Origin of the sequence: Leptospira yasudae, from assembly GCF_003545925.1 — a bacterium.
Classification (GTDB): domain Bacteria; phylum Spirochaetota; class Leptospiria; order Leptospirales; family Leptospiraceae; genus Leptospira; species Leptospira yasudae.
This window is the reverse complement of the sequence record NZ_QHCU01000005.1, coordinates 114,460-129,044: the sequence shown is the minus strand read 5'-3', so window position 1 is coordinate 129,044 and position 14,585 is coordinate 114,460. Positions and strand designations below refer to the sequence as shown.

Sequence of the window (14,585 nt, the reverse complement as noted above, 5' to 3'; positions counted from 1 at the left end):
TTTACGATTCCGTTAGATTATTTGCGGATGGAGATGACGCGCATTCCGTAGAACAACCGATCGTTTCGATCGAACGCCTTGCGGGAAAACAGAGCGTCCACCTGTTCCGAGTCGAGATATTTCCAAGAAGTTTCCAGGATTAAGAGTTTTTTGCGGGCCGGGTCTTTTAAAAAAAGATCCGCTTCTTCCTTGCTGTAGATTTTCGGAACGATCCCTTGAATTCCCGCGGTTTTTAAGAAATATTCCATGTTATACGCATGCGAAGAACATAATAATGTAAACTCTTCTGGATGTTCCTTGATTTCGGAAATGATATACTGAGAGCTTTCTCTCCACTGTTCCTTATACGGTTTATAATAATAGCGGGTGAAATAATAGAGCGATACGACGGAAATCAAAATTAAAACGGATTCCAACCTTCTTCCTTTGTAGATCGGAAAAAGGGAAAAACCCGTTGCGACCAAAAAATATAAAGCGGGAGCCGTAACCAGAAGATTCCTCGCGGTGATCAAAGGCTGAATTACGGACAAGATTCCAAGAACGAAGGAAAAAATCAGCAAGATCAAAAGAAGCAAAATAGAAGCTTTTTTGTGGGACGGTTCTAAACTCACTGACTCGGAATCGTTTTGATTCCTTTGAAAATACAAAGAGGCGAACCCGGCAAACAAGGCAACGGACGCAACGATGCCCGGTATGAACTTCTTTAAAATTCCGGAATGAAAAATCAGATCAAAGAAGATGAGAAACGCAGTCAGTCCCGCTTCCGGAATCCAAGAAGCGATCCCGATCTTATCCGAATTGAATAAAAGATACAAAGCGGGAAGAAATAAAATCCCGAATCCTATCCCGAAAACGAATTCTCGTTTTGGAAATTTTTTGGAAAGAATCCATTCGAACAAAAAGATTCCTAGAAACGACGAAGCGGTCCAGATAAATCCGAAAAAATGAGTATAAGAAGCTAATAAAGAAATTCCTAATAAACTCCATGTAAGAGAGGACTTCTTATCCGCTTCATAGACCAGTTTTAAAAGAACCGTCAATTGAATCGTGCAAAACAGGATCAAAAGACTATAAGAGCGAAGTTCCTGCGAATAATAAATCAATCCCGTAGATAAACTCAAAAGAGCCGCGACACTCACTCGGATTCTTCCGCTGAGAGCAGCAGGAGAGAACGCGTAAAACGCGAGCGGAACCAGCAAACCCGCGATTGCGCTGAGCAATCTTCCGACAAAAACCGTCGGACCGAAAAGCTGAAACCAAAAATACAATACGGTTTGATACAAGGGAGGGTGCGGATCGTTCTTCATCCAATCCCAAAGATTGTTAAGCGAAGTCTCCGAAGAAGCGCGGATCGAAAAAAGTTCGTCTTCCCAGGGACTTTGCAGATCCAAACGGAAAAGCCGAATAAAAACGCCAGCAGCAAAAAGAACGAGGAATACTTTTAGGTCCTTTTTCTTTTTAAATGAAGTTACAAACGCGTTCCATCGGCCCATACGATTTTACCAGATTCCCATGATCCTTCTATACAGATCCGTTTCCAAAATTCCTTTCGGATCGTATTTCTTTTTGAGGGAATGAAAGGTTTCGAGATTCTTTTTTGGAAACGCACGTTGAACGATTTCCGGTCGGAGCGTACTATCCTTTGCAAAGTAGAACTTGCCGCCGTATTTCAACACGATCTCGTCCAATTCTCCCGCAAGTTCCCAAAGTCTTTTTTTGTTTCCGGAAGTAACCGGAAAATCCATCGCCATCGAATATCCGTCGAGCGCGTGCGTGAGAAGAAACGGATCCGGTTTATGTTTTTTGAATACCGCCAACCAGGTGATGATTCCCCTCTTCTGACAGATTCTTAAAATTTCCGAAAAGCCGTCGACCGCGTTCTCCTTGGGAATAAAACTCTGATATTGAATCATCGAACCGGGTTTATACATAAACTTCCAGTTCGGAACGTAATCCAATAAGAACGCATACTCCGCGTGTCCTTGCATATACGGTTTGTTATTGGTCAGATAACCGGAGATGAACTTCGCAAAGTTCACGAGTCTCATGCCGAGGTTGTTGGAGAATGGAAGCATAAACATCCACATCCAAGCTTTGGGAATCACTCCGAGAAAGGTGCTGGGTAAATTCTGTTTTTCTAATTTACAATTTTCCGGAAAATCGGGATCTTCTCCCTTTTTTAAATGAACCGCTTTGTGGATCTGTCCTCTCCCGAGAGAACTTCCCGATGCGAACGCGTCCACCCAACCCACGAGGTAATCGGAATGTTTGTATTCCTGCTCGAAGTAGTCGAACATATCCTGCAGATTCTTGCTTACGACCGGCCATACCTTCATTTTTCCGGCGTAGATATGTTTCATCTGAATCGTAACCGTCAGAAAAGCGCCTAACATCCCGAAGCCGGAAATCGCTCCGAAGAACAGTTCCTGATTCTTCTTTCTGGAACAGGTAAGAACCTTTCCGTCGGGCGTCATGAACGTAAACTCGAGAATATGATCCCCGATCGGCCCCACGGCGAAGTTGTTCTTTCCGTGAATGTTCATGGATAACGCGCCGCCTAACGTGGGAAACATGGTTCCGCTTACGACGGGAGGCCAAAATCCTTTTTCGATTCCGAATTCCCAGAGTTGTTTGATCGTTACTCCGGATTCCGCTTTGAGAACTCCGGTCTTCGCGTTGAATTCCAAGATTCGATTGTATTTCGAGATATTGATGACGATTCCCTTCGTGTTGGTCGCTGCGTCTCCGTAGCTGCAGCCTCCTCCGCGGAAGGTAAGTTTGATCCCTTTCGAACCAGCGTATGAAAAGAGATCGCGGAAGTCCTCTTCCGTTTCGGGAAATACGACGGGAGACATCGAATGATGATTCATTCCCCAGGCTTCCACCTTACTCGGAGCGGGAAGCGCAATGTCGATCGACGATTTTTTCGGCTTCGATGGTTTCGAAGTTTTTGCGGAAGACTTCTTCTTAGGAGAAGAAGTCTTTGCTTTGGATGCGGTTGCCATGTGTTACCCCCTTTAATCCTGAAAGATCAAATGGAAAGACGTCGGAAGATAAAGGAAGGAATACAACGGATGATCAATCCGACAAGTCCCCAGCGCGCGGGAACGTAGATGTTTTCTTTTCCGGAATCGGCTGCCTTCAAAATAATCGAAGCTGCTTCTTTCGCGGAGATGAGCCAGAAAAGACCTTTCATCCCTTGCGTCATCGCCGTATCGATAAACCCGGGTTTTACGGTGAGAACTTGAACGCCGAGAACAGCGAGACGATTGCGAAGCGCTTCGAGATACGTGTTCATTCCCGCCTTGGATGTGTTGTAAACCGGATTCCCTCTTCTTCCGCGATCGCCCGCGATGGAGGAAATGCCGATGATCTTTCCGCTCTTTTGTTTTTGAAACAAAGCCGCCGCGGGATTGAGCCAAGCCACACAACCCAAAAGGTTCGTGTTCAACATGGCGATATCTTTTTCCGTATCGAACTCTTCCGGTTTGATGTCGTACATGATGCCGGATGCGTAATAGATTTCGTCGAGCCCCTTCATGGACTTGACCGCTTTTTGAAAAACGGAGTCCGCTTGATCGAAGTTCGTAACATCGTGTTTGATGATGAATGCGTTTGATTTGTAAGGAGCCGCGATCGTTTTCAGTTCCTTATCGCGACGAGCCACGAGAGTGACCGTATGTCCCTGCTCCAAAAGAAGAAGAGCTAATTCTTTTCCAATACCGCTCGATGCACCCACGACGATGATTTTTTTTGCCATATTCATCCGTTTTAAGAAAAGAAACGGAACTGACAAGTATGATTTAAAGGGGGAATCCGTTACCGGAAGAAGTCCACGTGACTTTTTTGAAATTCCTCGAACGAGGTCCAGTGCGTTCCATCGGGTTCTCGGATCTCGGACGGTCCCCAAAACTTTTTGTAATCCATATCGGGATGACCCGGAAGAAAATATCCCAGGTGATAGAACTTCATTCCGGATTCCTTGGCGTATAAAATCGAACAGAGAATCGCAAAGCTGCCCAGACTTCGATCGGGATATTCCGGATCATACACCGAATAAACTGCCGAGAGAGAATCCGAAGCGTAATCCAAGATCATAAAGCCGAGAAGTTTTTCTCCGAGCCACAAAGTCATTTCGAGAGAATTCTCCGGGGTTCCGAAAAGATTCCAACGCATTCCTTCCAGAAGTTCCTGATCCGATTCTCCGCTTACGAAACTCTCGTAGCGCAATCTTTGATAACGCAAATAAAGAAGTTCCTTATCGGTGGTGAGAGACGGAGGGGCAAACCGAATCGTAAGATCGGAATTCTTTTTCAAAAGACGTTTGCGGTTTCGGCTCGGAGTGAATTGATCCAGAGGAATCCGATAACTCAGACAATCCTTGCAGCCGTTGCAAGACGCCCGATAAAGAATGTTGCCGGTTCTGCGAAAACCGGAATCGAAAAAAAACTGAAGAGCTTCCTTTGCGATCTCCCCTTGAAACGGAAGGTATTGAATCTGGCTGAGGCGATCCGGATAATACGAACAACTTCTTTCCGGACTAATCGGAAGAGAATCGACCAAGTCTTGCAGTTTTTGCCGGATCATCTAGGAAAGGATGACATATCGCGGCGGACTCGTAAAGTTTTTTAGGGAAAACTCGACGAAAGAGGCGGTTGTTTTCAGTATGGCCGTAAACGAAACTTAGGGTGCAAGGATCAGAGAATTTACAGATGCACGAACTCTTTATGAACTTCGAAGTTAAAAAACGAGGACTCCGCTTAGCCTTATTTTTTACGATCGTCAGTCTTCTTTCATTTTTAATCGGAAACGCGGTTTTACAATTCGTTCTTTTGGGACTGGGGCTCGTTTCCTTCGTCTTTACGCTCGTCAACCCGGAAGCGTTCTATTCCGTTACGAACTGGACCCTGGAATTCGTTCTTACGTTTTTGAGCGGAATCGTAAAGGGCGGTCTGCTTTTGTTTTACGTGATCGTCTGGAAACCGATCCAATTCGGAATCGACCTCTTTCGAAAGGAAAAAAATTCTTGATCACGATCTTCTGCGACGGGGCCTCCAAAGGAAATCCGGGCCCTTCTTCCATCGGAGTCGTGGCCTACGACGGCGACCGGGAAGAATTCAGAATTTCCGAACGGATCGGAGATACGACCAACAACGTCGCGGAATGGACTGCCTTAAAAAAAGGTCTGGAAGAATGCATCCGCAGGAAGTTCGATTCCGTTCACGCACACATGGATTCGGAACTCGTGGTTCGTCAGGTCACGGGAAGATACAAGGTAAAACATCCCAACCTTATCGGATACAAAAAGGAAGTGGACAAACTCGTTTCTTCCTTGCATACTTTCCAGATAACGCATGTTCCCCGTGAAAAAAATTCAGTCGCAGACAAACTCGCCAACGAAGCCTTTCAATCCTAAAAGCTCTTCCGATTTAATCGATCGATTCCGCATCGGGAGCGGGAGAATTCTCCCGTTCGTTTTGATCCTTTTTATTTTCGTCGGCTGCGGGCGCTCCCTCAAAGACAAACTCGTCGATCTGCAAAAGGAAGAAAAATACGAGGAAATGCTTCTGCTTTGTTTATCCGAAAAGGAAACGCCGGACGCAAAAGAACTCTGCGAACTCGCGACGGAAAAAACGGCGGCCGGAATCGATCGAATCCTATCCGAAAAAACGGAATTGCCGTTCAGCCAAATCACGGTCGATTCCGAATGGAAACAAAAGATCGACAGGATTCTTCAAAACAACGAAACGCTTCGCAACCGATACGGAAATCTCTGGAAAAAACTGATTCAAAATGACTGAAGTCGACGCGGGAGAATTGATTTCTCGGATTCCCGATGTCTTTCGGGAAGACATACTTCACCTAACACAAACCATACGATCGGCGGGCGGAGATTGTTATCTGGTCGGCGGTAGCGTGCGCGATTTGGTTTTATCCAAGGTTCCCGATGAATTCGACCTAACGACTTCCTTATTGCCCGAAACGATCGTAACGTTGTTTAAACGGACGGTTCCCACGGGGATCAAACACGGAACCGTTACGGTTCTGGTTCAAGATCGAACCTACGAGATCACGACGTTCCGAAAGGACGCGGATTATCTGGATGGAAGAAGACCCGAGACCGTGGAGTTCGGAGTTTCGTTAAGCGAAGATCTAAAACGGCGCGACTTCACGATGAACGCGCTCGCACTCGACCTCGAAGAAAAACGCCTCGTGGACGAACACAACGGTCTGGAAGATATACGCGATCAAATCATACGAACGATCGGAGATCCGATCGGAAGATTCACCGAAGACGGCTTGCGTCCGATCCGAGCGATTCGATTCGTCAGCAGTTTGGGTTTTACGCTCGAGGAAGAAACCGCAAAGGCGATCGTTTCCTGCAGAAATATCACGGCCAAGGTTTCCCGAGAACGAGTTCACGACGAACTGGGCAAAACGCTGCGGAGTAACGATCCGAGCCATTCTTTACGCCTCTTTCGAAAATTCCAAATCTTGGAATTGTTTACGAACGTAAAACTCTATCCGATCGAAAACCAAACCGTGATCGAAACGATTTCGAAAGTTCCCGCATTTCCTCCGAGTTTGCGACTTTCGTTTCTGCACGCTTGGTTGTTCGGAAGTTTTTCGGAAGGCTCTTCCGCAAAACAATTCATGAAAGATCTTCGTTATTCGAATCAGAACACGAAGGATTCCTTGTTTTTTTCCTCGATGCTTTCCGTTCTTCTTTCACCACGGGAGAATTCTTCCGTGAGCGACGCGGAAATCCGCAAAACGATTCTGCATCCGATCTGCGTTCATGCGGGAAGGGAACATCTCAAGATCGTGACCGAACACATTCTAAATCTTGCAACTACTTACGAGCCTGCTTTGAAAGATGTTTTCGATCTTCAACGCATTCTCGCCCTAATTGCAAAGGAAGAAGCCCTTCTCGTCACCGAACTTGCATTGCGTGGAGAGGATATTCTCCGTGAATGTCCGAAATTGCCTCCGAAAGAAATCGGATCGATCCTTGGAAAACTTCTGTCTCATGTACTGGAAAACCCGAACGAAAACACGAAATCTTCTCTGATCGCCCTTCTGCCTCGTTAAATTCACTGTATTTTATGCCTAATTTTTAGACATTTGTCCCAATAAAAGACTCCGTTATTCACCTTGTTCCCATTCTATAAGCATCCTATACCCTTCTATCTATAGGTTAAATGCCCGTTTTTTAGCTAATTTCCATTTTTTAAGCGTTGGCATGCATCTTGCATAAGATGGGCATAGGAGATTTAGGAGAATGATGAGAACAAAAACATTGAGCCTCGTTGCTTCCGTTCTCTGCCTCGTAGGTTCCTCTCAGGTCTTTGCCCAGACCGGAAAGAAACCAGCGGCAGACGCTACGGTTGCACCCGCGCCGGCTCCCAAAGCGGCAGAGCCCGAAGATAAGAAATGGTATGATCAGGTTGAATTTTCCGGATTCGCAGATGTGTATTACATGTACAATCTCAATCCGAAACAAGGAAACGACGTTGATGCTACCCGCGCTTTCGAAACCAGTAACAAGAACTTTGCGGTAAACGCGGTCGCCCTTACGATCCAAAAAGCCGCAGAAAAAAGTTCTCCATGGGGGTTCAGAGTGGACTTCCAAAACGGTCAGAACAACGCGTTTCAAGAAGCTCCGTATTCGGCAAGCAACAGTATCTACAACTACAATTTGCTGAAACAAGCATACGTGAGTTTGTATTTCCCGGTTTTAAAAGGGATGACCCTGGACGTAGGTAAGATGGCAACCCATATCGGGTACGAGGTTATCGAATCGATGAGTAACCCGAACTACTCGATAGGCGCGATCTTCCAGAATACGATCCCCTTTATTCACACCGGTGCTCGCTTAACCACTCAGTTCACGGACAAATGGGCCGGAACTTTCTATGTTTACAACAGTGGTGGTGGTACCGGTTACAACGCTCCTGCGAATACGACAACTGCTCCTACTCAGATCATTACTGACCTGAATTACAGCGGTCCTGCAGCTGGAAAAAGCTACTTCGTGGAAGGTCAATCCGAAAGAAAAGCGATCGGAACTCAGATCAAAGGTCAATTGATCGAGGATAAACTCTCCATCACTTGGAACACTCTCTACTCCAGCGACGGTGCGACTTCCCGTGTCGATCCCGCAAAAGCGGCTCTTGCAACCGAACTTGCAACCGCTCTCGGCGATGCGAACATCGGAAAGTATAACGTAGCAAACCCGAACAGAGCGCAGTACAACAAGGACTACTGGTTCATGAACCACGCGATTCTTTCCATCACTCCGACGGACAAGATCACGATCGACTTGGATTACACTTGGAGCGAAAAGTCCGGTGCTTTGGCAAACAACAGCTTGGATCAAAAACGCTATAACGTGGATGCTACCGGAGCGGAAGTATTCAACAAGGATACTCTCTTCTGGGGTTTGAACAACAAACGCGACGCGAAAACGACTTACAAAGCCTACGGTATTTGGGCGAAGTTTAAGATCAACGAAGCCTGGGGTGTGAACGTCCGTGCGGAATACATCGACGACAAACACAACAACGGCGCGCTGACAACGTTCAACCCTTTCATGGGAGCGAACGCGTATCTTAGCGAATACAAAAAGGCCACCGATGGAGCGATCGCAGACGTTGTAGTTGCGGCTCTTGCGGCTGATCCAAATTTAGGAGCTTATGGAATTACGAAAGCTCAAGTTCTCGAAGCGATGAGCGACGACTACAAGAACTACGGCGGAACCAGAAACGCAGGACAGTATAAAACTCTTACCATTACTCCTGTTTGGAACTTCACCGAGAACCTGTTGATCAAACTCGACCTTCGTAGAGACTGGGCGACCGGTAAACAATTCGTAGACCAGAAAGGCGATAAACAAGATCACCAGTACGGTCTGACCTTAGGGGTTGTCGCTAAGTTTTAATACGACGGCGTGAATCCTTAGTATCGAAGGGCGCTCTTCACCGGGCGCCTTTTTTTTAAAAGAGAAAGCAGCATGAGATTGAGAGAATTTTTACAAAGAAACAAAAGATCGGAAATCGGAAACCCCAAGTTTCCAAACGGTCTGAGTGTGTTGGAAGATTCGAAACAAACGACCTATAGAAACGGAAAATCGGCGGACAATCGTCTTACCGAACAGCAGCTTCTATACATTTCGGAATACTATCTCGCCGCTCGATAATCACTTTCAAAAACCATAAACAAAAGGGTTTGTCCGATGTTTCGAACAAACCCTTTTTTATTTGTAACCGCACCGCTCCACCGAAACCAAGTCGTCGCTCCGGATCTCGACGATCGGATCGAAAGATTCCGATCGTTCGTCCGTCTTTTCTTCCGTTTCCGATCAGTAAAACGAGGACTTATTTCTTTTTCTTCTTCGCTGCGGAACCCGTAGAAGATTTTCCCTTTGTGGACCCGGCGGTCGAAGAACCCTTTTTACCGACCTTCCTCGCCTTTTCTACCGTTTCGCTCTGAGGCTGCGGATACGTATCGAATTCTTCCTCGTATTCTTCCAAAGATAGCTGATCCAAATACGTAAACGGTTCCAAAGAAGAATCCTTTGGTTTCTTGAGTTTGCTGTATTCCCGTTCGCCGACAAGAATCAAATAAAGAGAAGGAAGCACGGTCAACACGAGGAACAACGCGGAAAACAAACCTCCCACGATGACGGTCGCAAGAGGTCTTTGAACGTCCGAGCCGACTCCGGAAGCCAATGTCGCCGGAATCAAACCGAGCAAGGCCAAAAGCATCGTCATCAACATCGGGCGAAGCTGAATCACCGCTGCTTTTTTTACGGCTTCTTTCACGCTGATCTCGTCGTCCTCGTGCAATAAGTGATTGGTACGGGATACGAAAAGAACCCCTGCCATCGTGGCGATTCCAAACAAGGAAATAAATCCCACCCCGCCCGATACGTTGAAGTAATACCCTCGCATCAAAAGCGCATAAATTCCGCCCACAAGGGAAAGCGGAATACAAGCCAGAGCGACATAGACATACTTTAGATTTTTATAAAGTAGATACAATACGCCGAAGATGATGGCGATCGTAAGAGGAATGACCATCGCGAGACGCGTTCCTACCCTGGCAAGGTTTTCATACTGCCCGCCGTAGCGGATCTCGTAACCCTCGGGAAGTTTAACCTTCTTTTCGACGAGTTTGCGAAGTTCCGCGACGAAACCTCCTTGATCCCGTCCGCGTATGTTCGTACGAACCGTTACGGTTCTTCTTCCTTCCTGACGAAAGATCATCGTGGGTCCGTCTTCGAGAGTGACCTTCGCCAATTCGGACAAAGGAATTCTTTCTCCTTTAGGAGATATGATCGGCATGTTCTCGATCGCTCTTTGAGAGGTTCGGTAGTCTTTGGAAAAACGTACGACGATTCCGAATCGCGCAGGAGTTTTCGGAGGAATGTCGGAAGGACCTTCATACAGAGTGTCGATTCTTTGCATCCCGATCGCCGCTTCCACCATCTGCTGAATATCGCTGACGTTGATTCCGTAGCGTGCTGCCGCTTCCCGATCGATGCGTACAGTGAGCTGCGGGCTATCCGCTTCCTGTTCGATCCCGTATTCGCTCGCGCCTTTCATTTCCTTAACGATATCGAGAATTTCGGTCGAGATCTGACGCATCACTTTCAAGTCGTTTCCGGAAACGAAAACCGCTAAATCGGCGATCGTACCCATAATCGCTTCGGAAAGGTTATCCATGATCGGCTGGGAAAAACTTACCCTTGCTCCGGGCAGCCCCGCTTCCAAATCGTTTCTCATTCGAAGAAGTAGTTCGGTCTTCGTGATCCTTTCCTTCCAGTCGTCGTAATCTTTCAAACCAACAAGGACTTCCAAACGGTTCGGAGGAAGCGGGTCGGTTCCGTCATCATTTCTTCCCAACTGAGAAAGAACCACGTTTACCTGTTCGTTCTTATAGATGATCTGTCGAATCTTTGGAATGAATTTTCTCGACTCGGGAAGTGAGATCCCGACCGGAAAGAAAATTCTAAGGTTGAATCCTCCCTCGTCCATTTCGGGAAGAAACTCGGTTCCGAGAGAAAGACCGCCAACCACGAGTAAACTCCCCACAACGGAAAAGCAAATCGTCACAACGCGTTTAGATCGTTCCACAAGCCACTCGATCAATCTTTCGTATTTCTTTTCCAGCCATTCATAGAACGGGTTGTGCCACTCGATCGGCCCCGGATTAGCGGATTCGAAATAATTTCGGTAGATATAGGACATCATGACGGGGATCGCAGTCATCGAGAAGATCAACGCGCCCAGGATCGCAAAGGAGATCGTAAACGCCATCGGCTTGAATAATCTTCCTTCGATTCTTTCAAAGGAAAAGATCGGAAGATAAGCAAGTACGATGATTAAAATAGAAAAGATAATTTCCGTACCGACCTCGGAAGCGGCGTCCACTGTAAAACGGATGATCCCCTTTTTCTTATCAGTCGGAGAAGCGTCCCGGTAGCGGCGCATGATATTTTCCACCATTACGACCGCGCCGTCCACGATGATTCCGAAGTCGATGGCGCCTAACGACAATAAGCTGGCCGGAATGCCGGTGATATCCATCAATAAAAATGCGAATAACATTGCGAAAGGAATCGTGGCGACGACGACCATCGAAGCCTTCACGCTTCCGATAAAAAAGATCAACACTAAACTGACGACTACAACTCCCTCTACAAGAGTCTTACCGATGGTGCGTAGGGTATAATTGACGAGATCGGTTCGATCATACGTGGTTCGAATTTGAACCCCGTCCGGCAAATAATTCTCGTTGATTTCCTTCACTTTCGCGCGGATACGATCTCCCATAACATTCGGATCTCCCCAGCGGCGGATCGCAACCAGACCTTGAACGGAAGAATCGACGTCGATCAATCCTTCTTGATCGTTTTGAATCGTATAACCTAAAACACCGCTCGGAATCGGATGCGAGACCTCCACCGTTCCTAAATCTCGGATAAAAACGGGTACCCCGTTCACCGTTTTGACGACGATGTTTTCGATATGTATCGGATCTCGAATCGCACCTAAAGAACGGATCGGAAAACCTTGTTCTCCCTGTAAAAGGAGATTCCCCCCCGTATTCAGGTTGTTTTGTTGAATCGCTTTGATTACGTCGTCGATCGTGAGTCTATACCGAATCAATTTGTCGGGAGTGGTCACTACGTGATATTGTTTCGGAAGACCTCCGAATGTGACTACGTCCGCAATCCCCGGAATCCCGAGCATCTTAGGCATAATGACCCAATCCTGAATCGTTCTCAGCTCCATCGGCGTATGATTCGCTTTCGTTTCCACGACATAGCGAAAAATTTCACCGACGGGAGAACTCATAGGCCCGAGCGCGGGTTGAACTTCCACCGGAATATCTGCGTCGCGGACACGTTCTAAAAGACGGGTTCTTGCAAAATAATCGTCAGTCCCGTCCTCGAACACGAACTGAAACACGACTAACCCGTTGATCGTTCTGGATCTTCTCACCGATACTTTAGGAATCGCGTTCAGAACGCGCTCAATAGGTATCGTTACCCGTTCTTCCACTTCCACTGCGGCCTTTCCGGGAAATTTCGCGATCAATCGGACCTGCGTATCCGCTATGTCCGAATAGGCTTCTTTTCGAATATCGATCCAAGCCCAAATTCCAAAAACGATAGCCGCCGCGGATGCGATCAGTGTCGCGAGACGAAAACGTAAAACTCCTTCAATTAAACCTCGAATCATTCCGCAGACCTCGTATCAAATAAGTAACCAAGCTGAATGAGCAACTGAGGATTCTTATAATCTCCTTTGCCGATCCCTCCTCCCACCTGAAGGAAAAAATTACCAAGCAAAAAGTCGTAGGTCAAACCCACGTATTGCTGATTCAAATGTACCTTTTGTCTGTCGCGGCTTTCGTGTTCAAGATATAAGGCCAAGGTAGGATTTTGTTCCGTAACGTAGGAACGAATGATCAAATCCTCATAGGTAGGATCACGGTGGGAATAACCGGGAAAAGAAGAACCGGAAGGATATGAGTTCTGTCCTCCTCGGCCGATTTCCGGTTGGAACGGATCTACTTCAAACTTTCCGAATACAAGAGAAACGCTATGTGCGATCACCGGTGTTTTCCAGAAACTGTAACCGATATCGACCTGACCTCCCCACCAATGGGGATTCCATTTCCCGCCGGAAACGCGCACGACCACGTCCTTGTAATAATAACCGAGGTTGAGATTGATGCTTCCAGGAGAACCTATGCTCGCACCGTAAACTAAAAAGTTTGTCGATTTCGGAAGCGACTTACCCTTGAGAATGTCGCTACCTTCTTCTTCCTTGCCTATTTTAGTCTTTCGATCCGGATCTTCGGTCCAATCCGGAGAAGGATCTTCCTTGGGGGGAGAATCGTATTTCAAATTTTGACTCTGCGCAAAGACTGCAACATTCAAAAACCCTAATAGTATAAAAGTTTGTCCCAAAAGCCGGACAGACTTTTGCAGCTTGATCTTTTTGACATAACAAAATAAGTTTTTAAGACGAGCTGTAAATAGGACTAAGCATTTCAATAGATTCATATTAAAAACCGAAACTAAGTCCCTTGAGTAAAATGGTTCCTTCGACGACGACCTTATCCCCCTTTGTCAATCCTTCGACCACGGTCACGCGATCCTCACCTGAAGTTCCGAGAACGACTTCCCGCTTGTAAAACTCTCTCGGAGATTCTTCTACGAAAACGTAATTTTTACCTTCCACCGTAATGATGGAAGTGAACGGAACGATGACCGTGTCGCCTTTACGGTCTTCCGGAAAACGGACCGTCGCAAACATACCGGGTTTTAAAACATAGTTTTCGTTTCGAATGAGAATTCTTACTTTAACCGTTCTGGTCATCGGATCCACATTATCACCGAGAGCCTCCGCGGTTCCAACCCAGTTCGCTTCGGGAAAGCTTGAGAATTTGAGTTTTACTTTTTTTCCTTTTTTCAAACTTTGAAGTTGCGATTCCGGAACGTCGCAGATGATCCAAGCGCTCTGAGCTCCGGCTCCTCTGAGTTCGTTCGGATTTAAACCGACCGCTCTCAGTTTTCCTTCGAACTCAGCGAGTTCGGCCGCGTCGTTTTCGGCGTTGGTTTCCGCTTCGATCAAATCCTTTTCCGTAGCGACTCTGTGTTTGAACATATCTTTGATCCGTTCGAGATTCTTTCTCGAACGATTCAAACTATTCTTCGAATGTATGTAGCCGACATAGAGATCGTTCAGATCCGCGGATTCAAAAAGTATGATTTTTTCACTGCCCGACATAGAAGGAGAAGTCGATGCGATCAAACGTGCGGGAGCTTCCACCTCGACGAACTCGCCTTCTTTTCCGATTTGAGAAGTTTTGATGATTTCAAGACCGGGACTGTTCTCCTTAAACTCGATCCATTCCCCTTTGTCATGAACGATCGCTTTGCTTGGAGGCAAGATCGATTGTTTATTTTTTTTGGACAATGCCAAAATCGCGATGGAAACGATTGCGATAACTGCGGCCGCTCCGGTGATTAAAAGTGTTCTTCTGGTAAAATGTATCTTCATGTCTGT

13 protein-coding genes are annotated in these 14,585 nt (G+C 46.6%); 6 read left to right on the top strand and 7 right to left on the bottom strand.

Going from position 1 to position 14,585, the window contains the following annotated elements:
- Positions 1-17: 17 nt before the first annotated feature.
- Genes DLM76_RS14815 through DLM76_RS14800 form a run of 4 tightly spaced genes read right to left on the bottom strand, consistent with a single transcriptional unit; the run spans position 18 to position 4,587 of the window.
- Complete coding sequence (locus DLM76_RS14815) at positions 18-1,493, bottom strand: glycosyltransferase family 39 protein (protein WP_118965689.1); 1,476 nt, start codon at positions 1,491-1,493, stop codon at positions 18-20.
- 6 nt (positions 1,494-1,499) lie between these two features.
- Positions 1,500-3,005 carry an FAD-binding oxidoreductase gene (locus DLM76_RS14810; protein WP_118956758.1) on the bottom strand — a complete coding sequence of 502 codons (1,506 nt, stop codon included), beginning with the start codon at positions 3,003-3,005 and terminating at the stop codon, positions 1,500-1,502.
- A 26-nt stretch (positions 3,006-3,031) separates the two neighbouring features.
- Entirely contained in the window at positions 3,032-3,760 is a 729-nt protein-coding gene (locus DLM76_RS14805) for an SDR family NAD(P)-dependent oxidoreductase (RefSeq protein ID WP_118965688.1), read from the bottom strand.
- Between the two features lie 59 nt (positions 3,761-3,819).
- A complete protein-coding gene (locus DLM76_RS14800) occupies positions 3,820-4,587 on the bottom strand; it encodes an arginyltransferase (RefSeq protein WP_118965687.1) in 768 nt (255 codons plus the stop codon).
- 125 nt (positions 4,588-4,712) lie between these two features.
- On the opposite strand from DLM76_RS14800, the gene DLM76_RS14795 reads away from it, so the two are divergent.
- From DLM76_RS14795 to DLM76_RS14770, 6 genes are all read left to right on the top strand, one after another.
- A complete protein-coding gene (locus DLM76_RS14795; RefSeq protein WP_118956760.1) occupies positions 4,713-5,030 on the top strand; it encodes a hypothetical protein in 318 nt (105 codons plus the stop codon).
- Entirely contained in the window at positions 5,027-5,416 is a 390-nt protein-coding gene (locus DLM76_RS14790) for a ribonuclease HI family protein (RefSeq protein ID WP_118956761.1), read from the top strand. Before DLM76_RS14795 ends, DLM76_RS14790 begins: the two co-directional genes overlap by 4 nt.
- Before the next feature lie 31 nt (positions 5,417-5,447).
- The gene (locus tag DLM76_RS14785; RefSeq protein ID WP_241548268.1) at positions 5,448-5,801 is read left to right on the top strand and encodes a hypothetical protein; all 354 of its coding nucleotides are present in this window, start codon (positions 5,448-5,450) and stop codon (positions 5,799-5,801) included.
- Positions 5,794-7,092 carry a CCA tRNA nucleotidyltransferase gene (locus DLM76_RS14780; protein WP_118965686.1) on the top strand — a complete coding sequence of 433 codons (1,299 nt, stop codon included), beginning with the start codon at positions 5,794-5,796 and terminating at the stop codon, positions 7,090-7,092. Before DLM76_RS14785 ends, DLM76_RS14780 begins: the two co-directional genes overlap by 8 nt.
- Positions 7,093-7,285: 193 nt before the next feature.
- Positions 7,286-8,941 (top strand): outer membrane beta-barrel protein, encoded by a 1,656-nt coding sequence (locus tag DLM76_RS14775; protein WP_118965841.1) that lies wholly within the window; start codon positions 7,286-7,288, stop codon positions 8,939-8,941.
- A 72-nt stretch (positions 8,942-9,013) separates the two neighbouring features.
- Complete coding sequence (locus tag DLM76_RS14770) at positions 9,014-9,199, top strand: hypothetical protein (RefSeq protein ID WP_118965685.1); 186 nt, start codon at positions 9,014-9,016, stop codon at positions 9,197-9,199.
- 178 nt (positions 9,200-9,377) lie between these two features.
- Here the strand turns inward: DLM76_RS14770 and DLM76_RS14765 are convergent, their stop codons facing one another.
- The 3 genes from DLM76_RS14765 to DLM76_RS14755 all read right to left on the bottom strand — a co-directional run bounded on the left by DLM76_RS14765 (position 9,378) and on the right by DLM76_RS14755 (position 14,579).
- On the bottom strand, positions 9,378-12,749 hold the full coding sequence (locus tag DLM76_RS14765; protein ID WP_241548261.1) for an efflux RND transporter permease subunit: 3,372 nt from the start codon (positions 12,747-12,749) through the stop codon (positions 9,378-9,380).
- Positions 12,746-13,483: a hypothetical protein gene (locus tag DLM76_RS14760; protein ID WP_118965684.1), complete on the bottom strand. Its 738-nt coding sequence runs from the start codon at positions 13,481-13,483 to the stop codon at positions 12,746-12,748. The genes DLM76_RS14765 and DLM76_RS14760 overlap by 4 nt, the downstream gene beginning before the upstream one ends.
- A 97-nt stretch (positions 13,484-13,580) precedes the next feature.
- On the bottom strand, positions 13,581-14,579 hold the full coding sequence (locus DLM76_RS14755) for an efflux RND transporter periplasmic adaptor subunit (protein WP_118956765.1): 999 nt from the start codon (positions 14,577-14,579) through the stop codon (positions 13,581-13,583).
- Positions 14,580-14,585: the final 6 nt, after the last annotated feature.